14 protein-coding genes and 1 pseudogene are annotated in these 20,026 nt (G+C 54.6%); 8 read left to right on the top strand and 7 right to left on the bottom strand.

From position 1 onward, the window contains the following. Window positions 1-505: 505 nt before the first annotated feature. Both JTM80_RS16960 and JTM80_RS16955 read left to right on the top strand, forming a co-directional pair. A complete protein-coding gene (locus JTM80_RS16960) occupies window positions 506-1,810 on the top strand; it encodes an IS110 family transposase (RefSeq protein ID WP_205369898.1) in 1,305 nt (434 codons plus the stop codon). Window positions 1,811-2,106: 296 nt separating this feature from the next. Further along, entirely contained in the window at window positions 2,107-3,279 is a 1,173-nt protein-coding gene (locus tag JTM80_RS16955) for a transposase (RefSeq protein WP_205369897.1), read from the top strand. 31 nt (window positions 3,280-3,310) lie between these two features. On the opposite strand, the gene JTM80_RS16950 is transcribed toward JTM80_RS16955, so the two are convergent. Further along, complete coding sequence (locus JTM80_RS16950) at window positions 3,311-4,390, bottom strand: hypothetical protein (protein WP_172358095.1); 1,080 nt, start codon at window positions 4,388-4,390, stop codon at window positions 3,311-3,313. A gap of 292 nt (window positions 4,391-4,682) precedes the next feature. Between JTM80_RS16950 and JTM80_RS16945 the strand changes: the two genes are divergently transcribed. Then, window positions 4,683-5,637 (top strand): IS630 family transposase gene (locus JTM80_RS16945; protein WP_205369896.1). Its coding sequence is split into 2 segments (ribosomal slippage): window positions 4,683-5,026 and window positions 5,025-5,637, totalling 957 coding nucleotides; the frame shifts between segments, so codons are not numbered across the junction. Between the two features lie 229 nt (window positions 5,638-5,866). On the opposite strand, the gene JTM80_RS16940 is transcribed toward JTM80_RS16945, so the two are convergent. After that, window positions 5,867-6,139 carry a hypothetical protein gene (locus tag JTM80_RS16940; RefSeq protein WP_225906662.1) on the bottom strand — a complete coding sequence of 91 codons (273 nt, stop codon included), beginning with the start codon at window positions 6,137-6,139 and terminating at the stop codon, window positions 5,867-5,869. Window positions 6,140-6,258: 119 nt separating this feature from the next. Between JTM80_RS16940 and JTM80_RS16935 the strand changes: the two are divergent. Continuing rightward, window positions 6,259-7,571 (top strand): annotated as a pseudogene (locus tag JTM80_RS16935) (NF041680 family putative transposase). A gap of 499 nt (window positions 7,572-8,070) precedes the next feature. On the opposite strand, the gene JTM80_RS16930 reads toward JTM80_RS16935, so the two are convergent. Beyond that, window positions 8,071-8,484 carry a heavy metal-responsive transcriptional regulator gene (locus JTM80_RS16930; protein ID WP_172358094.1) on the bottom strand — a complete coding sequence of 138 codons (414 nt, stop codon included), beginning with the start codon at window positions 8,482-8,484 and terminating at the stop codon, window positions 8,071-8,073. A 94-nt stretch (window positions 8,485-8,578) separates the two neighbouring features. Further along, window positions 8,579-9,286, bottom strand: a complete 708-nt coding sequence (locus tag JTM80_RS16925; RefSeq protein WP_172358093.1) for a glutathione binding-like protein — start codon at window positions 9,284-9,286, stop codon at window positions 8,579-8,581. Between the two features lie 318 nt (window positions 9,287-9,604). Between JTM80_RS16925 and JTM80_RS16920 the strand changes: the two genes are divergently transcribed. Continuing rightward, window positions 9,605-10,567 carry a glycosyltransferase family 9 protein gene (locus tag JTM80_RS16920; RefSeq protein ID WP_172358092.1) on the top strand — a complete coding sequence of 321 codons (963 nt, stop codon included), beginning with the start codon at window positions 9,605-9,607 and terminating at the stop codon, window positions 10,565-10,567. 86 nt (window positions 10,568-10,653) lie between these two features. Here JTM80_RS16920 and rlmN read toward each other — a convergent pair whose 3' ends face one another. Further along, window positions 10,654-11,955, bottom strand: a complete 1,302-nt coding sequence (gene rlmN / locus JTM80_RS16915) for a 23S rRNA (adenine(2503)-C(2))-methyltransferase RlmN (protein WP_216655288.1) — start codon at window positions 11,953-11,955, stop codon at window positions 10,654-10,656. A gap of 124 nt (window positions 11,956-12,079) precedes the next feature. Between rlmN and mnmA the strand changes: the two genes are divergently transcribed. Continuing rightward, a complete protein-coding gene (mnmA, locus tag JTM80_RS16910) occupies window positions 12,080-13,165 on the top strand; it encodes a tRNA 2-thiouridine(34) synthase MnmA (RefSeq protein WP_205369895.1) in 1,086 nt (361 codons plus the stop codon). Here the strand turns inward: mnmA and JTM80_RS16905 are convergent. Both JTM80_RS16905 and JTM80_RS16900 read right to left on the bottom strand, forming a co-directional pair. Next, window positions 13,162-14,202, bottom strand: a complete 1,041-nt coding sequence (locus tag JTM80_RS16905) for a dipeptide epimerase (RefSeq protein WP_172358090.1) — start codon at window positions 14,200-14,202, stop codon at window positions 13,162-13,164. The two genes, mnmA and JTM80_RS16905, sit on opposite strands and share 4 nt — an antisense overlap. 214 nt (window positions 14,203-14,416) lie before the next feature. Then, window positions 14,417-17,953: a response regulator gene (locus JTM80_RS16900; protein ID WP_172358089.1), complete on the bottom strand. Its 3,537-nt coding sequence runs from the start codon at window positions 17,951-17,953 to the stop codon at window positions 14,417-14,419. 231 nt (window positions 17,954-18,184) lie between these two features. Here JTM80_RS16900 and JTM80_RS16895 point away from each other — a divergent pair, with 231 nt between their 5' ends. Both JTM80_RS16895 and JTM80_RS23185 read left to right on the top strand, forming a co-directional pair. After that, a complete protein-coding gene (locus tag JTM80_RS16895; protein ID WP_172358088.1) occupies window positions 18,185-18,898 on the top strand; it encodes a GNAT family N-acetyltransferase in 714 nt (237 codons plus the stop codon). A 384-nt stretch (window positions 18,899-19,282) separates the two neighbouring features. After that, window positions 19,283-20,020 (top strand): hypothetical protein, encoded by a 738-nt coding sequence (locus tag JTM80_RS23185; RefSeq protein ID WP_228721656.1) that lies wholly within the window; start codon window positions 19,283-19,285, stop codon window positions 20,018-20,020. Window positions 20,021-20,026: the final 6 nt, after the last annotated feature.

Below are 20,026 nucleotides of genomic sequence, written 5' to 3'. Positions count from 1 at the left end.
AGAACAAATGATCTTGCAGCAGTTTATCACGATAGCCTGAGCTTGTCGCTTAACTCCAGCATTTTTTCAAGAGGGACAGAGGGGGCGAGGCTGAAGCCTAAGACGGCTAACGGTGAAGCTCAACGGCGGCAGACAACCTTTGAGTCCCAGTCAAGATCTCTGCTCCGTCCGTTGCAGCGCAGTTATGGGGAGACAGAACCGCAACAGAGAGGAGACGACCATGCAGTGAGCGACAGTCAGATGTCTACTAACATATCGCTTCGCTCCTCTCATAGAGATCGCTAAGAGCCAGAGAAATGGTAATAGGAAAAGGAACTGGGCTAGGGATTGAGGACGACCATCCAACGTCAGACATCTCGATGTCTACTAACATATTGCATCGCCTCAACCTTGACCAGCTTCCTTCAACGAATTCTCAGGGAGTGGTGACAGACACCTTCCATAATCTCTTCGCTCAGAAGCAGGCAGCCCAGTTCCAGACAACAAACTATCCCCAACTTAGCTGATGGAAAGAACCTTTGTCGCCTACATCGGCATTGACTGGTCAGATCGCAAACACGACATCTGTCTGTACGACCCCGAGAGCGCACAGCGAGAATACAGCGTGATTGGCGCTCAACCGCAAGAGATTGCCAACTGGGTTGCGACCTTGCAACAGCGATACGGCAACAGCCCAATTGCCATCTGCCTGGAGCAAAAGCGAGGACCCCTGATTTACGCGCTGTGCCAGTACGACAACCTAGTGCTGTTTCCCATCAATCCGCGCACGGTTTCTAACTATCGACGAGCCTTTCAGCCCTCACGAGCAAAATCAGACCCCGTAGATGCCCAGATTTTGATTGAGCTGCTGCTCAAGCACCCAGACAAGATCCCCCCGTGGCAAGCCGCATCTTGTGAACTGCGAGCGTTGCGGCAGTGGAGTGAATCCCGCCGCATGCTGGTGGGAGAGAAGGTACGACTGACCAATCGCATCACCGCTGCTTTGAAGAACTTTTATCCTCAAGTGCTGGAGTGGTTTGAGGATAAAGATACTCAAGTGTTTTGTGACTTTATCACTCAATACCCTGACCTCCACTCTGCCCAAGCGGTTTCGGCTGAGGAATTGACTCTGTTCTTCCAGTCTCATCGAGTCATCCGCCGGAGCGCCATTGAGCGGCGCATTCACCAAATCCAAACCGCTGGCATCCCCCTGACAGAAGACCCAGGGATTGTTGAACCGATGCAATGGCTGGTGCAAACGCTGGTGATTCAGCTCAAGGCGCTGTTGCATCGACTCGATGAGTTAAATCAAACGATTGAGCAATTGTTTCAGTCTTTGCCAGATGCGGCGTTTTTCGATGCTTTACCCGGAGCAGGACCCCATCTTGCGCCCCGGCTACTGATTGCGTTTGGCGATGACCGCAGTCGCTTCGGCAGCGCCCAGGCGTTTATGAGCTATATCGGCATTGCACCGGTCAAAGAGGAGAGTGGCAAGAAACGTTGGACGCATTGGCGCTGGAGTTGTCCAAAGTTCTTGCGGCAGTCCTTTGTAGAGTGGGCTGACCAGTCGCGGCGGCACTCATCGTGGGCCAATGCGTTCTATCAGCAGCAGCGGCGATCGGGCAAAAGTCATCCCAAAGCGATTCGCGCTCTGGCGTATAAGTGGGGACGAATTCTCTGGCGCTGCTGGCAAGACCGAGTGCCCTATGATGAAGACCGCTATCTGGCGGCGCTCCAGCGGAAGAAGTCGCCGCTAGCGGCGATGCTAGTTCAAAGCGCTGCTGAAGTGACGACGAGTGCAGGAGGTGAGTGCAGTAATTCTAGGGTTTAGATCACACTAAAACACACGCAACAATTCAACGAACGGAACGCTTTTAAGAATGCAATGTGGCCAACCTCAGGATGGCTTATGGTCTGCTGCATTTAGAATCTGTGCATCAATTTACTCAGTGCTTCTTTACGGCTGACTGTTGACTCCGTCTCCCTCAGGGCCTATGTTAGACTACTAAATCTTTGAGATATTTAGCCCTGCTTGACTGACAAAACAGGTTAAAGCTGGAACGAAAGCCATGCGGGAAGCAGAGCATGATTTAGGCTGAGAAGTAACCACACAAACCAGTCAAATCAATGTCACCGACTTCCCGTCTTTATGATGCGTTGAATGATTTTCTGCGTCAATGCGACATTCAGTGGCAGGATGCTCGCCATCTGCAAACACTGTGCTGGATGATCATTGGCATGATTGGAAGCCAAAACGTTCATCTCAATGGATTTGGGGTGTATGTGAGGAGTCGCGCTCAAATGGCTCAATCCCACCAACGCCGGTTTCGCCGCTGGTTGTCGAATCGGCGGATCAATGTCGCGTCCGCTCATCATGCGCTGATTGGGCAGGCTCTGTCCAACTGGCAGACCCAACGACTCTACTTAAGCCTCGATACAACGGTCGTATGGAATTGTTTCTGCATCGTCTGGGTCGCAGTGGTGTACCGAGGAAGAACGGTTCCGGTCGCTTGGAAAGTGGTGGCGCAATCAAGCAGCACCGTCAGGTTGTGGACGATTCAACGGGTACTGCGGCAAGCGCAACGGCTGATGCCCGAAGGTGTCGCGATTGTCCGTTTGGCAGACCGAGGGTTTGCCGATGGCAAGTTGATGAAATACCTCCGGGAGAATCTGGGTTGGCATTTCCGCATCCGCATCAAACGCTCCTTCCAATTTCAGCACCAAGGGCAGTGGCGCCAGGTATCGTCGGTTCAATTGCAACCAGGACAAGCTTACTTTACGCCTGCAGTGTCGGTGGGTAGAACAAAGCCCTACGACAATGTTTACCTTGCCTTTGCCCACGACAAACTCAGCAGCGAGAATTGGACAATTGTGAGTGATGAGCCGACGAACTTGCAGACGTTTGCCCAATATCGACTGAGATTTCAGGTGGAGGAGTCGTTTTTGGATTTGAAGTCCAACGGGTTTAATCTCGAAGCCTCCAGACTCAGAGACAAGGTTGCCCTTTCCCAGTTGTGTGGGGTAATCGCCTTGACGATGCTGTTCTTAGTTCTCCAAGGGGTGCAAGTGGTCGCATCCGGCAAGCGTCGCCAAGTCGATGCTCACTGGAAGCGCGGCATGAGTTATCTCAAGCTGGGCTGGAATTGGATTCGGCTGGCTATCACTCACCAGTGGAAGATTCACGTTTATCAGTTCCTCTCCTGTTCACCTGACCCTCAACCTGCCATCGCATCAAGGCGACAACACGATGACTCCCTAAAGCGTGAATTCACTGTCCTCAGCCGTATTCCAGCTTCTTAGTTTTGTCAGTCAAGCAGATATTTAGCCTCTACTAAGTTGAAGCTGCAAGATTTAATGCAGCTATTTTCTCTTCATAGTGTTTGATAAATTCTTGAAATTTACAGGTAAATCGAATTATCTGCCCTGTTGATCTTCTGTATCTTGAAGGATCTGTATATCGTTCAAAAACATCAAGGAATCTCTGTTTATCATTTGGATTTAGCTGTTGTGCATCTATGAAGTACTCTTCGATTTTCTTTTCCCATCCATTAAGCTGGTTGCTAAATTCGTACACCATAAGCCAAGGTAAGGCTATCTCCCAAATTCGGTGATGTTTACAAGCATAGGCATACTTGAAGAATCTCGCCTTAGTAGCATCACTAACTTCAGTATCACCCAGAACACGCATACCATACTGGTTCATCAAGGAATAGACGATTCCAGGATATCTTCCTATTATCGCCTCCAACACCCCTTCTAAATCGTCAATATAATCGTCTAAATCAGCAGAGATAAAAACATCTACGACTTTTTCTAACGAAGCTAAAAACTCAGGTCTACTCGTAATTTCTTTAGAATCTTTTATGATATCAACGACTTCCATGACAGCATCTCGCTCTGCATTGGAGAAACTATCTCTAGATTTATCTGATAAATCCGAAGCTAGGTTAGAGAATTTATAAAATGCAAATTCTTTGTTTAGCTGCTCTACTTTTTCATCAATTCTTGACAACGCAACTTTGCGTACATTTTCTTCTATAGCTGCTTTAATCGACTCATTGATGTTAATTTCATCCTTGAGTTGTGCATATATCTTCTTCTGCAAATCCTTATATCCTGCAACTCCAGCAACAGTAATTGCACCTACCAGTAATGCTGTGATAATACTAACAATAGTCCAACGCAATGCTTCACGTTCTCTAGCTAATCTGTCAAGTTCGCTGACAGTCTGAGAAACTAAAGCATCATATAATTCTTTTCCTGAAAGGCGTACTTCCAATTCTGAGGGTTCAGCATCTACTTGGCTACTTTGCTCACTATTGACCCTATCCTGAGCAATACCATCAGCACATTTAGATATTGAAACGAACCCAATAACAACCGCCATTAAAAGCAATTTACCAAAGCTCATGTTTCTTACCTCTCAATAAGACCAATTCTTTGATCCGGAAAGAATTAGGAAAGGAATCAGTAAACATTATATGGCTTGGGCTATAGATTTCCCTTTGAATAAACAAAAATTACAGGTTTTGTATTCGGCTAGAACCGTAGAACAGACTGGTAGTCTAACTAGTAATTAGACTGATCGTGTCTGCCTATCTACCTCCAGAAGGGCAATTAGGCTGACGCTATAGCAATTTCTAGCCTAGTGAGGCGTATTTTGATATAATCTATTCAGTGAATTTACTTTACCCTTAACTCAAATGCGACCCTACTCACTAGATCTTAGACAAAAAATTATTGATGTCTACATTGAAGGGAATACGTCGCAACGTCAAATCGCTCAACAATTTCGAGTTGCTTACAGTTTCGTGCGAAAGCTGATCAAACAATATCGGGAAACAGGTGAGATTGCCCCCAAACGCCGCACTGAGCAAACGCCAACCAAATTAAGTAATGAGCAACTAGAGATCCTAAAAACGATTGCTGAATCAAATCATGACGCGACATTGGCAGAGTTGTGTGACTTGCTGGAACAAAGGGTCGGTGTTCGGATTGGCGTTTCGACGATGTTTCGTATGTTAGAGAAACTGAACTTAACCCTTAAAAAAAACGCTGTATCCCGACAAAAAGGAAACTGAACGGGTGCAAATCGAACGAGTCAAATTTTGGCAACTGGTTCGAGGATTCCTGGCTCAAGACTTAATCTTTATTGACGAATCAGGAGTGAACCTGGCTTTGGCTCGACTCCGGGCACGTGCCCCGACAGGAAAACGAGCCCATGGTAAGCGTCCCAGCAAACGAGGGAAACGGGTCTCGATTCTTGGTGCAATTAGCCTTAAAAAGGTAATTACCTATTCCAATCTCATCGGTTCAGTCGATGGACTTACCTTTGAAGCCTTCATTTCCCAGAGACTCGTTCCTAAGTTGTGGAAAGGGGCATGTGTCATCATGGATAACTGCTCGATTCATCTTGGTGAAGAAGTTAGGAGGTTGATTGAGGATGCAGGTGCTAAACTGATGTTTCTACCGCCGTACTCGCCGGACTTTTCACCCATCGAGAATTGCTTTTCAAAGATTAAGAGTATTCTGCGCTCCCTTGGGGCACGGAGCTATCTTGATCTAGACAAAGCCATTGAGGAGTCCTTCTCCCAAGTGTCATTGAATGACCTACAGAATTGGTTCTCCCATTGCTGTTACTATGCCTCGCCAGAATGAAAAACGCTATAATCTGCATAATACCCCTGATTCCGGGAATTAGGCAGACAACTTCAGTAAATCTTTAGATAAGGAAAACTCATGGAATGCAGTTGAGCGTTGGCGAAGCCTTGCGGAGCAATATCGTTCTCCTTGATCTTTAAGCGCATAAGAAAGCGTGGGCAAAGTCTTGCAGAGCAATATCGCCCACGCTTTCAGTCAGCAGTTACTCATTCGCCGCAGCATCACTTCACACATCGCGATGCAAGTATCGCAGCACCTCGCCGGGGCGGGAGTTGATGACGATGCCGTTTTGGGGGACTTGCAGGGCGCGAGTCCACTCGAAGCGCTCGGCGTAGTGGAGCAGGTGCAGGCGATCGATCGCCATCTGGGCATCTTCGGGCAGGCCGACGAGGTAGTGGCGCAGACGGCGACGGTGCGGCAGCTCGCAGGTCAGCGGCGGCAGCGAAAACTGGGTCGCCTCCGACAATGGGGACGACCAGACATATTGAATGTGTAGCATTTGGGGTTTCCTCCAGGAAACGAGGGGTACTTTAGTTTGGACTAATGGTGAAGAGGAAGGCAGTCAATGAGAAGCACCGACTGCCGTAAGGTCAATGAAGTACAACCAACATTGACCCCATGATTTTCAACGAACTTCAGCAATTTCGCCAAACGTTGTATGCCAGCTTGGGAAACGCCAGAGATGCCCTGTTTGATCTGATGGATGCCGTGTTAGTGAGTGCGTGCATCGTGTCGTTTGTGAGGCTATCGCAGAGTCCTGTCTTTCGTCGCCAGTGGTCGAGCCCCTATGAAGCGTTGCGCGATAGCCGCCTACCCCGCTCAAAGGTGCTGAAGCTGTTGGTGCAGCAGATACCGACTCAGCAGCAACCGTTGTTGGCAGGTGATGCGAGTCGGTGGAACCGTCCTGCTGCCAGGCGTTTGAAAGACCGCACCTTATCAGGCAGAACAGGACATGCCCCGATAGCCGGACAAAACTACAGTACCTTAGCCTGGATTGCTGAAGACAGGGGCAGTTGGGCATTACCATTGCGGCATGAGCGCATCACCAGCTTTGAAACACCCGCCAGTAAAGCGGCATTCCAACTCAAACAAGTGACTCGGCAGTTAGCGGTGCGTCCGTTGGCGATCTACGACCGAGGGTACGGCAATGCCAGTTTTGTCAACCAAACGGCAGGGATTGAGGCAGACTTGCTGCTGCGGGTTACATCCAATCGATGTGTCTATGGCGCGCCCCCAGCGTATCGAGGGCGAGGCGCACCTGCCAAGCATGGACATAAGATGAAACTCAATGACCCTGACACTTGGAGTGTCCCGGTCGAAACCGTTGAAGTCGATGATCCCAACTGGGGACGAGTGCGGGTCAGTCGTTGGAGTGCATACCATTTCCGCAAATCCCCAAACGGGCAATGGAAGTGTTGCGCGTGGAGGTGCTGGAGACACAGAGCAGCACGCGACGCTTGGCTCCTTTGTGGTTAGTTTGGCTGGGTGAGCAGATGCCTCCGTTAGAAACCCTGTGGTTGCACTACCTCCGTCGCTTTGCCATTGAACACTGGTATCGCTTTGCCAAGCAGAGGCTATATTGGACACATCCCCAGTTCAGTTCTGTATCGGCAACCGAACAGTGGAGCAGCCTGATGCCGTTGCTCAGTTGGCAGTTGTGGTTAGCGCGAAAGGACTGTACTGACCACCCCTTGCCCTGGCAGGCACCGCAAGAAACGTTGACTCCGGGTCGGGTCGCACAAGCGTTTGCAGGCATTTTGGCAGCGATTGGCACCCCTGCTCCTGCGCCTAAACCTCGTGGTAAATCGCCAGGACGAGGCAAGGGGCACAAGCCAACTCCTCGTCCCTGCTATCCGATGGTCAAAAAACGAGCCTCGAAACGCAAGATATCCGAACAATCCCTGAACAGTCCGGTTGCAACAGCAGCTTAACTGCGAGCAGGATTGTATCCAATTCCTTAAGTTCAACTGTTATGAACGGTTGAGCAGATTCTTTATGGCATCCTGTTGAGCATTATTGTGATGCCAGTTAGTCCAAACTAAAGAGGGGTAGGAAACCCCGAAAAGTTGGCCGCCCATAGACGTGAAGCGCTGATGACAGGGCGGCCTAAAATGGACGCAGCCCTGAGACAGACTATACCTGTCCAGGGGTCAGGTGTTGGTAGATGCTAGGAACATCTACCAACGCCGTAAATGACTAAACGACCAAAGTTTCGGGGGGAAAGTCAAGCCGCGCTGACTTGGCATCATCACAGCTTGATGGTTGATTGTAAGGGATGCGATCGCCCCCGTCAATTGCCCGATCAATCGCCCCCACCAGTCCTCGACTTTTGACGGTTCAGACACTTGCTTCAGCCCTGCTTTAGACCTTGATGGCTTTCCCGTTTATCTCCGCGAACGAAGGACATCAGACTATCATCCCCAACTCCCCTTAACTCCGCTGAATAATTGGACAAATGGTTTCCGCCGAAGCAGTTGGCGCTGCCTGCCAGCCAGACAGCAGCCCGCCCAGTTCTTGCTTGAGAATTTGAAGCTGTTGAATCTGCTGCTCGATTTCAAGTAACTTATCTTCCAGCTTTTCGCGAATATGGTCACAAGGTAAGTTTCCCTGGTCATAGACCGCCAGGAATTCCTTGATTTCCATCAGGCTCAGCCCAAGGCTCTGGGCGTGTTTGATGAAGCGAAGCCGACCCAACACGTCTGGGTCAAAGAGCCGATAGCCGCCTTCGGTTCTGCCAGAGATTTTCAGCAAGCCCAACTCGTTGTAGTAGCGAATCGTCTTAATGGGCAGGCCACTGACTCTGGCAACTTCACCAATTCGCATTGTTTTTTCGCGCGTGAGCATACTCAATTCCGCCAAACTCTTATGCCCATGATAAACCCTCCAGTTGGCTGGAGAGGTGAGGCGGGATGGAGTTCGGAGAAACGAGTGAAGCTGTCTACTCTCCAGGTTGCGAGATCGAGGCGGCGGTTTGCCCAAAGAGGATTTTGCGGCTTTCGTCGTTGATGGTGGGCGTGTTGCTGAAGGGCTGCCCCCGTTCGTAGGCGCGGATGACGGCAGGGCGATCGCGCATGGTTTCAAACCAGCGCTTCAGGTGGGGAAAGTCCTCCAGGTTTTGCTGCTGCCGCTCGTAGGGCACGATCCAGGGATAGCACGCCATATCGGCGATGGAATAGTCCCCAGCAATATATTCACGCCCCCGGAGTTGTCGATCGAGTACGCCGTAGAGCCGATTGGTTTCGTTGACGTAGCGGGCGATCGCATAGGGAATTTTTTCTGGCGCATACTGCGAAAAGTGATGGTTTTGCCCCGCCATCGGCCCCAGCCCGCCCATCTGCCAAAACAGCCATTCGGTGACGGTCTTGCGCCCTCGCAGGGTGTTCGGCAGAAATAACCCCGTCTTTTCCGCCAGGTACAGCAAAATCGCCCCCGATTCAAACACCGAAATCGGCTCGCCGCCATCGGACGGAGTTGGGTCGATAATGGCAGGCATCCGATTATTGGGCGCAATTTTCAAAAAATCAGGCTTGAACTGATCCCCTGCGCCGATATTGACGGGCACAATGCGATAGTCCAGCGCCGCTTCTTCCAAAAAGATGGTGATTTTGTGTCCGTTGGGGGTTGGCCAATAGTAGAGGTCAATCATAAATTTTGGATTTGCAATTTTGGATTTGCGATTTTGTGTGATTTTGGATTGCCGAGTCGAGCTTCTGGGGGCTTCTGGTAGTTTCATTCGGAACGCTACATCAAGCGCCACAGCATTAGGAGAACTAATGCGACATATGCGACATGAAGAACTACGGTGATCGAGGCGGGTGCGCGTGCAAATCCCGCTCCATTCTATAAGACGCGGCGCGTGTCTGGGTTTGCTCAAACTCTGGTGCGACTCCGATGCTCTGGATACGATCGCCCCTTGCCGTCTTGCTGTAAGCTTTTGGGGGAGATGTATGAGTAACCAAGTGGTATGAGAGTTGTGGCCCTTGTTCCGGGGGGAATTGGCGACCAGATCCTGTTCTTCCCCACCCTGGATGACCTGAAGCAAGCCTATCCCAATGCGGATATTGATGTGGTGGTGGAACCCAGGGCAACAAGTGCCTATCGGGTCAGCAAGTCAGTCAGCGATGTGCTGTCCTTTGACTTCAAAGACAACAATAGCCCGGCGGATTGGGCAAACCTGCTGGGCGTATTGCGCGATCGCTACTACGATGTAGCCCTTTCCTTGGGGCAGCGCTGGGGCGTGGGGCTGCTGCTGTGGCTGACGGGTACGCCCAAGCGCATCGGCTATCAGAGCGGTTCGAGCGGTCTGTTTCTCACCGATGCAGTGCCGCTTAACACCGACCAGTATGCGGCTGCGATGTACCACGACCTGCTGAAGGGGCTAGGCATCGACACGCCCTGCCCCGATCCGTCCATCAGCATTCCCAAAAAAGATCTGGACTGGGCCGAGGCCGAGCGGGCCCGGCTGGGACTGGGCAGCGGCGGCTATGTGCTGATCCACGGCGGCTCTAGCCAGCTTGCCAAGGTTAAGGGCATCGACAAGATTTATCCCGTCGAAAGCTGGCAGGCGATTATTCAAGACTTTCAGACCAAGCAGCCCAACCTGCCGATCGTAGTGGTGAAGGGCCCAGAGGATGAGGCGTTTGTGGCGACGTTGGCTCAGGCAGCCCCCGGTATCAAAATCACCTCGCCGCCGGACATTGGCAAACTGGCCGCCATGATTGCCGGGGCAAACCTGATGCTCTGCACCGACAGCGCCCCCATGCACCTGGCCGTGGCGCTGAAGGTCTTCACCCTCGCCCTGTTTGGCCCCACCGATCCCGAAAAGCTGCTGCCCAAGAGCGATCGCTTCGCAGGCATCAAATCCCCCACAGGCAACATGGCTGATATTGACCCGAAGACGGTGTTGAGCAAGGTGTGGGGAGGTTGAGGGAAAAACGGAAAAACGAAGAACGAAAAACGAAGAACGAAAAACGAAACCTCTTCCCTCTTCGTTCTTCTCTCTTTCCTCTTCCCCTACCCCCTCCTGGCCCGCAACTGCCCACAGGCCGCATCCGCCTCTAGCCCGCGAGAATAGCGGACGCTGACGGCGATGTGATGATCCTGGAGCGATCGCACGAATGCTTTAATCCGCCGCTCGTCGGGGCGCTGATAATCGACTTCGTTGATGGGGTTGTAGGGAATTAGATTGACGTGGCTCTGGAAGCCGCGCAGGTGGTGCGCCAGATCTTCGGCGTGTTCGGGTTCGTCGTTCAGCCCTGCCAGCAGGATGTATTCAAACGTGACGCGCCGCCCAGTGTGCTGGACGTATTCGCGGCACTCGTCGAGCAATGCTTCCAGAGGATAATGCTTGGCGCTGGGGATGAGGGCTTCGCGGGTGGGCTGGTTGGAGGCGTGCAGGCTGACGGCCAGCGTCACCTGGAGCTTGTGCTGGGCCAGGCGGCGGATGTGGCCGGGAATGCCCACGGTGGAAATCGTCATCGTGCGCTGACCAATGCCCACGTCGGTATTGAGCGATCGCACGGCCGCCAGCACATTGTCCGTATTCAGCAGCGGCTCACCCATGCCCATAAACACGATATTGCTGACCCGCTGCCCAAAGTCTTCCTGCACCGTCAGCACCTGGTCGATAATTTCATGCGCTTCCAGGTTTCGCAAAAAGCCGCCCTTGCCCGTGGCGCAAAAGTCGCAGGCCATGGGACAGCCCACCTGGGAGGAGACGCAGACCGTCAGCCGCGAGAGGGGAGTCGGGGAACTGAGGTGTTGAGGCTCGGAAGTCCCCTTTGTTTCTAGCGGAGCGGCGTGTAAGCGCGGGAATTTAGGGGGATCAAGCGGGCTGGCATAGGTCGGCATCCCGACGGTTTCGATGATGTGCCCATCGCCCAGGCGCAGGAGAAACTTCACCGTGCCGTCTGGAGCCGTGGCGCGATAGTGGACGTGCGATCGCCCGATGGGATAATCTGCCACCTCGGCCCGCCACGCCTTAGGAAACACGGTCACCTCCGAGAGCGATCGCGCTCCCCGCTGATAGAGCCATTGATAAAGCTGCTTGCCGCGATAGGCGGGCTGTCCCTGCTGCTGCACCCACGCGGTCAACTGGTCGAGCGACTGGCCCAGCAGCGGTGCTTGGAGCGAGTCGGCCGCAGGTGCAGCAGTGGATTCGGCAGCTTCAGCCGATGACAGATCGGCGGGCAGCGTGGAAGAGTCGGAGTGAATGGATGGCATCAGGGCGGCAGAGGGCAGAAAGTTGGCACGCTTTCCATTATCGCTTGCGGTTTGAAGGACGGGGCGATCGCCCTCACTATACGCCTCCACCATGCGCCCCCAGCACGCGCCTCACCCCAAACCAGCCACCCAGCGTTTTGGACTAGAATTTAAAAGCTGTCAAGAAAAGCTGTCAAGCCCGATATTTTTTACGCCCTTCTCACCCGCATATCCAAGCATGACCAAAATTGTTGTCGGCCTCTCCGGCGGCGTAGACAGTTCCACCGCTGCTGCCATTTTGCACCACCAGGGCTATGAGGTGGTGGGCGTGACGCTGTGGCTGATGAAGGGCAAAGGTCAGTGCTGCTCGGAGGGCATGGTGGACGCGGCTCGGCTGTGTGAGGAACTGGAAATCCCGCATCACATTGTCGATAGCCGGGATCTCTTCCAGGAAAATATTGTGGACTATCTGGTGGAAGGCTATGGCGCGGGCATTACGCCGCTGCCCTGTTCGCAGTGCAACCGGGCGGTGAAGTTTGGCCCGATGCTGCGCTATGCAAAAGAGGAACTGGGCATCGACGCGATCGCCACAGGGCACTATGCCCGCATCAGCCACAACCCCGAAACTGGGCGCTATGAGCTACGCCGCGCCGCAGACCTGAGCAAAGACCAGTCCTACTTTCTCTACGACCTGCCGCAAGACGTGCTGGCCCACGTCCACTTTCCCCTGGGCGACCAGACCAAGACCGAAACGCGCCGGGTGGCCGCCGAGTTTAACCTGCACACCGCCGAAAAACCCGAAAGCCAGGACTTGTGCCTGATTGAAGCACACGGCTCTATGCGTGATTTTTTGGACAAATATCTGGCTCCTAAACCGGGCGATATTGTCGATCAGTCGGGTCGCGTGTTGGGTCAGCACGACGGCATTCACCACTACACCATCGGTCAACGCCGGGGTATCGGGGTTGCGGCGGCGGAACCGCTGTATGTCGTGGGCATTGACGTGGGGCGGAATCAGGTGATTGTGGGCGATCGCGCCAGTGTTCACCAGCCAGAATGCACCGTGCAGCGGGTGAACTGGGTGTCGATTGCCGCGCCCAGCGGCCCGATTCGCGCCTTTGTGCAGCCCCGCTATCGCGCTACGCCCGTCCCCGCCATGCTCGTCCCGCTCAACGACGACGCGACTCGCCTGAAAATCACCTTCGACGAGCCGCAGTTTGGCATTACCCCAGGGCAAGCGGCCGTGTGGTATGACGGCGACGGGCAGGACGCGGCCAGGGGCGATCGCGTCTTGGGCGGCGGCATCATCGAAGTGCATCCCTAGCAGTAGACTCCTAATCCAGGGCGATCGCCCGGTATCAGCCGTCCTTCCTGCATCTCCGCACCGAGAAACGGGTCATCCAGCAGGTTCAGGTGGCTATCCAGATCGACGTGGGTCGCAAAGGGCGTGAGGTGGGCGGCGGCGGTGTTGGCCAGCGTGCTGTCAGAATAGCAGCCAAACATCAACTGCAAGCCGTGAGCTTGGGCCGTATGTACCATTGCCAGCGCTTCACTCAGCCCGCCCGCTTTCATGAGCTTGATATTAATGCCGTGGACGCGATCGCCCAGCTTGGGAATATCCGCGCGGTCAAAGCAGCTTTCATCGGCAAACAGCGGCAGCGGCGACTCGCGGTAGAGCTTTGGCAAATCGGCTTCCTGTCCCGGTGCGAGCGGCTGTTCTAGATAGGTGACCCCGCGCTCTGCCAGCCAGTGACTCATGGCGATCGCCCCTGGCAAATCCCAGCCGCCGTTGGCATCCACGCTCACCTTTGCGCCCGTCGGCACGTCTTGCAGCACCGCCGAAAACATGGCGCGGTCGGCTTCCAGCCCCGCCGGACTGCCCAGCTTGATTTTCACCGCGTGAACCTGGGTTAGCTCCAGCCAGCCCCGGAGTCGCTGCTGGGCGGACTCCGGTGTGTTGATGCCAATGGTGATGGAGGTGGGCACGATGCGATCGCGCTCCAATCCCCACAACTTCCACAGCGGCAGCCCCGCTCGTTTGCCGAGCCAGTCGTGCAGCGCCAGATCCAGCGCAGTCCGGGCCGCCGAGGGCAGGTGCAGCTCCCCCAGACGAGCGGCGATCGCCTGCTGGTCGTAGGGCGTATAGTCTGCCAGGTGTGGTGCGGCGGCTTCCAGGGCGGCGGCGATCGTGCTGGTCGTCTGGGGCGATCGCCCAGCGGCAAACGGCGACGCTTCGCCCCAGCCTTCAATCCCGTCGTGTTCCAAAATTAGCCACAGGTTCGTGCTTTCGGCCGTCGTTCCCCGGCTAATGGTGAGCGGGACTCGCTTGTGGACGGTAAACGGCTGAACCCGAATCTGCATGTGATGAGATGTGATAATGGGTCTCAAAAATTGCGTCAGGATTAGGTCAAGCCGACTTCTTCCTTTGAATCTTTCTAGAATATCTAGGATATTGTCTCGAAACCTGATCACAGGCGCAAGCTTGGGACAAGAAATCCGGCAAGGCCTGGGGCGATTTTAGAGTTTAGCTGGGTGATTTTGGATAAGCGATTTTGGCTGGACAACTTGGATTATCTTATCCTTGTGTCTTGGCAATCGCCTCGTCTAGGTGATCGATGCGAATGGCGAAGGTCAGCACAGTCTCATCTACGCCCTTGAGTTCCAGCGGGCTGAACTTGGTAATCGTGTGCTGATCCAGGTAATCGGCCACGGCAGCAGACACCAGAATCGTATCGGGTTCGGCGGCTTCCTGGATGCGGGCAGCAATGTTAACGCTGGGGCCGATAGCGGTGTAGTCGGTGCGTTCGGAGCCGCCGAACATGCCGACGACGGCCGTTCCCTGGTGGATGCCGCAGCGAAACTGGACGCGGCTGATGCCCTGAGCCTGCCAGCGCTCGTTGAGCTTGTCGAGGGTGCGATACATCTGCTGGGCAGCGGCGATCGCCCGCTTCACCTGCTCGTTGGGGCTAATTTCCTCTGGCGCACCAAAGATCGCCAAAATCGCATCGCCCATGAACTTATCAACCGTGCCACCATGCTCAAAAATGGCGTGGGTCATTTCGGTCAGATACTCGTTCAGCAGTTCGGCCACCCGGCGCGATCGCAGCGTGTTGGAAAGCTGCGTAAACCCGATAATGTCGCTAAACAGAACCGTAATCATGCGCGGTTCCGGTCGCAAATCCAGCGCCAGGTTGCCCCGTGCCGCTTTTTCCACCAGCGACGGCGGCAAAAATCGCTTCAGCACCGATTCCGTCAGATAGGTATTTAGCTCCGCCACGCGCCGTTCGCTCTCTTTCAGCGCCAGCAAGTTCCGCACCTCGGCCACCAGTTCCCGTGCGTTAAACGGCTTAGAAAGATAGCCGTCGGCTCCCTTTTCGGCTCCTTCAATGCGGGTTTCTTCGTCGGCCTTAGCAGTGACCAGCACGATGGGCGTGCCCCTCAGGTCGTCGTCCTGGCGCACCATCTGGATTAACTCCAGCCCCGACACCAGCGGCATCATCAGGTCGGTCAGGATGAGCTGCGGACGATGCACCTGGGCCGTCATAAAGCCTTCGGCTCCGTTGCGGGCAGTAATCACCTGATAGCCCGCCTGCTGCAAGACGCTGGACACATAGCCGCGCATGTCGGCGTTGTCATCTACCACCAAGACCGTGCTTTGTGAAGTGGCAGCAGCTTGGGCAAGGGGCAGCGACTCTAGGGCCGGTGCGCCCGTAATCTGGGTCGGGGGAGCGTTGGGGGAAGGGGCGATCGCCACGGGTCGCTGCTCTGTATCCTGGGCAAGCGCTAGATCGCCCTCAATATCCGCCAGTTCCACCGTAGAGCGGCTATGCTCCAACTCAGCGGGAATCTCGATCACCTGGTCGGACGGCAGATGGGTCAGTCCGGTTTGCAACCACACGATAAAGGACGTACCCTCGCCATAGACCGATTCCACCGTTACCTGGCCGCCGTGCATTTCGACCAGTTCCTTCACCAGTGCCAGTCCCAAACCGCTGCCCTCGTAGCTGCGGCTAGCAGAACCGTCGGCCTGACGGAATCGCTCAAACAGATGCGGAATCTGGTCAGCACGGATGCCGATGCCCGTATCCTGCACCCGAATCTGGCAATGATCCCCTGCTGGAGCCACGGTGACGGTAATTGTGCCGCCCGACGGCGTGAACTTCATGGCGTTCGACAGCAGGTTGTACAGCACCTTGTCGAACTTTTCGACATCCAGGTACACCGGGGGACACGGCTCTAGGTGGGTAATCAGATGAATCTGCTTCTTTTCACAATAGGGGCGGAAGCTGTCGATGATTTGGCTGGCAAAGTCGCGCAGGTCGCAGGGGCGGAAGCTAGGCTGCATTCGTCCCGCATCGAGCCGCTGGAGATCGAGCAGTTGGTTCACCAGTCGCAGCAGACGGCGCGAGTTTCGCAGGGCAATTTGCGACTGCTCGAAGCTGAGGCCCTGCTGCTGGGACACGGCCGACTCTAGCGGGCCGATGGTGAGGGTCAGCGGGGTGCGAAATTCGTGGGATACGTTTTGGAAAAACTCGGTTTTCTGGCGATCGAGTTCCAAAAGCTGTTCTGCTTGCTGGCGCGTTTTTTGATAAAGGCGAGACTGCTGCACGGCGATCGCCGCCTGCGCTGCCACGGCCTGGGCCAGTTCAATCTCATCCGCCGACCACTGGCGGGGCTGGTGCATCTGGCGCAGTGAAATACTGCCGATAATCTGGCCATCGCTGAGCAGCGGCACAACCAGCAGGGCACGGGCGGGCGATCGCAGCGGCAGGTCAGGGACATTTAGCTCTGGATGCTGGCTGAGATCGTTGATCACCACCGGAGCCTGGGTAGACAGCAGCCGTTGCAGCACGGGATTGCCCGAAATGGGAACCAACGACAGCGGCAACTGGTGGCGTGAACTGGGGTCACTCCGCCCCCATTCATCTAGCGGTAGCCCAGAGGACACCTCTTTGCCGTCGTGGGTCAGCTCGTGCAGCCCAACACATTGCACAAACTCGTTGCCCTCCGTCCACAGCGACAGGGCGCAGCCGTCTACATGAATCGCCTGACCCAGCTTTTGGGTAATAGCAGAGAAAATATCCTGGGGATCGAGGCTAGAGCGGATGGCAGTGGTGATTGTGTTCACCAGCGCTTCTCGCCGAGCGAGCGATCGCACCTGTTCATAGGCCTTGGCCTGCGACAGCGCCAGGGCTGCCTGATCCGACACCATCACCACCAGTTGCACCTCGTCGTCTTGCCAGGTGCGCGGCATTTCGCACTGATGCAGCGCCAGCACTGCCATCAGTTCTTGCTGACAGATCAGCGGCACCACCAGGCTAGAGGCAATGTTAGCAGCGCGATAGGCCTGCTGTCCGGCTTCGGTAGGGCAGGTGGCCAGCAGTTCCGCTTCGGCGCGGGCATCGTAGATTATCTGCACGTCTCGCGTTTCCCAGACGGTGTGGGCGAGGCTGCTGACATCATCCAGTCGGTGGGCCAGGTCGGTGTGTTCCTCGGCTTCGGTGACGCTGCGAGAGCGATAGACAAACACCTCGCTCCCCAGGCGGTTATCGTGAACCGGCCGCAGCAGGCAGCAGTCCACCTCAAACATGTGGCCGACGGTTTCCACAATGGTTTGAAGGATCTGCCGATAGTTCAACGCGCCGCGAATGGTGTTGGTGACGGCATTCAGCAAAGATTCCTGACGGAGCGATCGCTGCAATTCCTGAGTGCGAGCTTTCAGGACATTGTGCGTGTCTACGGCTTGTCGCACCACGCCCTTCAGTTCCTCATCGTCCCAGGGCTTGGTAACGTACTTGAAGACTTTGCCGGAGTTGATGGCTTCGACCAAATCCTCCACATCGGTATAGCCCGTGAGGATAATCCGGATAATGTCTGGGTACTGGGTTGCGGTCAGGCTCAGGAATTCTGTACCGCTCATAGACGGCATCCGCTGGTCGGAAATGATCACCGCCACGCCACCTTCGCTGGCCAGAATGTTGAGCGCTTCTGGCCCGCTCTCTGCCCGCAGCACTTTGTACTCGCGGTGAAAGGTGCGATAGAGCAGGTCTAGATTATCGGGTTCGTCATCGACGACCAGAATTTTGGGCTTGTTGGGATTTATCGCCGCCATGCATCGCGCTCCTGCCGGGAGTTCATCGCTCTCAAGGGACGGCTAGAAATAATGTGCCGCATAGAATTCAACGTGCTGCCAAACTGTGAACACCAAATGCACCACGGACTTACCTGACTCTTAGCGTTCCCAATCTAGCAATAGATGTAACTGTAAATGCCAGACGCGCAATAGTGGGGGAATACTGATACAAGGCAGATGGGACAAGGTAGATGAGACAAGGCAGGGTAGATGCGACTCGTTTTCGCTCGTTCTCGGTTTTCGCTCGGTCTAGAATGGGGAGATGCAGTGATTACGGGCGTGGCCGTGGGTCGAGACGTGTTTTTATCGGCGTTGCTGGCTGGGTGGATGGATAAGCCGTGTGGGATATCCCAAGTAGATGAACCTGGAACGATCTTAATCCGAACAGCGCGATCGCGCGACCTGCCCGATCTAGCCGAGGTGCTAGCGAGCAGCTTTCACAATCCAGACGGGCTGCTGGGCTGGGCCTATCCGCTGTTTCGAGCGGGTATTTTGGACGATTTGCGCGGCCGGCTGCATCGCAAAACGCCACACTATACCTGCCTGGTCGCCGTTGAACAACACGGCAGCGACAACACCCTGACCGAGCGTGTAGTGGGCACGCTGGAGATGAATCTGCATCGTCCTGCATTTTGGAATGTGGTGGGCGATCGCTATCTCTATATTTCCAACCTAGCGGTGCGGTCGGGCTATCGGCGGCGGGGCATTGCGCTGCAACTGCTGCAAGCGTGCGATCGCATTGCGGTCGAGTGGGGCTTTGCAGCACTCTATTTGCACACGCTGGAAAACAATACGGCAGCCCGACTGCTGTATGAAAAGGCAGGCTATCACGTTAGTAAATCTGAGTGGAATCCGTTCACTTGGGCAGTGGGGCAACCCCAGCAGCTTTTCTTGCAAAAACGCCTGTCACAGCCACAGGGATAGGTCACAGCTACAGGGATAGCACTTATAGAATGTATTGAGTAAATGCATCGCATCAGTTCTACCATCGGTTCTACCTTCAGTTCTATGCCAGCGGAGAGGTGCCGATCGCAACGGTGGAACAATCTACTCTTCTTGACATCTTTGAAGTTTGTTGGCTGATCTGCGATCGCCCGGCCAATCCGGCGCGATTGAGGATTATGAGGACTTTTCAGGAGAGTTGGCTGGACAGCGCTAACGCAACTTTACGAGAGGTTTAAATTGTCGCATCCAACTTTTACTGGGGCTTTATAAAGCCATTGTGGGTTCCGATGCGTTCTGGATTTGCTGCCCTTAGAATTAACTCTAGATACGGACTGCCGTCTGTCCTCAGAGCTTCGTGGGAACATGCTAGATACCGCTAAAGGGAACCGTCAAGATTCTGCTCGTCAAGAGTCTGCTGCTATCAGCGATCGCGATTTACACCATTCATCCCCTCGCCTGACAACTCAGCAGAATGGGTTGCTGGATCATGCGGAGATTTCTCAGCCTATTGCGAAGGGCGATCGCACAAATCCCACAGGTTCAGACTATTCTTCTAAAGAGAGTCTCCAATCGTCCTCTGGCTTGGCCTCGGCTGAGCGATCCCCTAACGAATCCGCTGCAAACACCTCCGTGCAAATTATTGACTGCACAAATCCAGACGAGCTTTTGCGCTACATCCAAGAAGGGCGCGTGCTTGCGGTCAATAAGCGCAGGCGCAACGGACTCGTTCTCTACAAACAGTTCCATGCTGAGTTCGCTGGGCCTGGTGCAGCGGTCGGCGGCGTGTTTGATGCAGACTGCAAGAAGGTGATCCCGGTGGGCAACTTGTCGCTGGTGGCTCCAGAAACCCACGAAGAGCGCCAAGAAGCGTACCTAATTCGGCGACAGTGGATTCGCCTGACGCAGCAGTTCACCGACACCTCCGAGGCGATTCAGCGGGCCAAAAAGATTTTGAACCAGTTTGAAACCTACTTCGACGCGCCTACTATTGCTCGCATTCCTGACGAATCCTTCGCGCTGATGGTCGGTGTCATGCCCAACACCGTTCGCCTGGCCCGCCGCCCCCCGGCTGGCAAAGTCAGCGTTAAGGTGCGGGGCTAGCAGGCG

This window comes from Thermoleptolyngbya sp. PKUAC-SCTB121 (genome assembly GCF_016919485.1).
Lineage (GTDB): Bacteria > Cyanobacteriota > Cyanobacteriia > Elainellales > Elainellaceae > Thermoleptolyngbya > Thermoleptolyngbya sichuanensis.
This window is presented reverse-complemented; position numbering and strand designations above follow the sequence as displayed.

What these genes read in the sequence shown, in the direction of transcription:
- JTM80_RS16960 (WP_205369898.1), top strand. Translation starts at nt 506, where the DNA reads ATGGAAAGAACCTTTGTCGCCTACATCGGCATTGACTGGTCAGATCGC.
- JTM80_RS16955 (WP_205369897.1), top strand. Translation starts at nt 2,107, where the DNA reads ATGTCACCGACTTCCCGTCTTTATGATGCGTTGAATGATTTTCTGCGT.
- JTM80_RS16950 (WP_172358095.1), bottom strand. Translation starts at nt 4,390, where the DNA reads ATGAGCTTTGGTAAATTGCTTTTAATGGCGGTTGTTATTGGGTTCGTT.
- JTM80_RS16940 (WP_225906662.1), bottom strand. Translation starts at nt 6,139, where the DNA reads ATGCTACACATTCAATATGTCTGGTCGTCCCCATTGTCGGAGGCGACC.
- JTM80_RS16930 (WP_172358094.1), bottom strand. Translation starts at nt 8,484, where the DNA reads ATGCTCACGCGCGAAAAAACAATGCGAATTGGTGAAGTTGCCAGAGTC.
- JTM80_RS16925 (WP_172358093.1), bottom strand. Translation starts at nt 9,286, where the DNA reads ATGATTGACCTCTACTATTGGCCAACCCCCAACGGACACAAAATCACC.
- JTM80_RS16920 (WP_172358092.1), top strand. Translation starts at nt 9,605, where the DNA reads ATGAGAGTTGTGGCCCTTGTTCCGGGGGGAATTGGCGACCAGATCCTG.
- rlmN (WP_216655288.1), bottom strand. Translation starts at nt 11,955, where the DNA reads ATGGTGGAGGCGTATAGTGAGGGCGATCGCCCCGTCCTTCAAACCGCA.
- mnmA (WP_205369895.1), top strand. Translation starts at nt 12,080, where the DNA reads ATGACCAAAATTGTTGTCGGCCTCTCCGGCGGCGTAGACAGTTCCACC.
- JTM80_RS16905 (WP_172358090.1), bottom strand. Translation starts at nt 14,202, where the DNA reads ATGCAGATTCGGGTTCAGCCGTTTACCGTCCACAAGCGAGTCCCGCTC.
- JTM80_RS16900 (WP_172358089.1), bottom strand. Translation starts at nt 17,953, where the DNA reads ATGGCGGCGATAAATCCCAACAAGCCCAAAATTCTGGTCGTCGATGAC.
- JTM80_RS16895 (WP_172358088.1), top strand. Translation starts at nt 18,185, where the DNA reads ATGCGACTCGTTTTCGCTCGTTCTCGGTTTTCGCTCGGTCTAGAATGG.
- JTM80_RS23185 (WP_228721656.1), top strand. Translation starts at nt 19,283, where the DNA reads ATGCTAGATACCGCTAAAGGGAACCGTCAAGATTCTGCTCGTCAAGAG.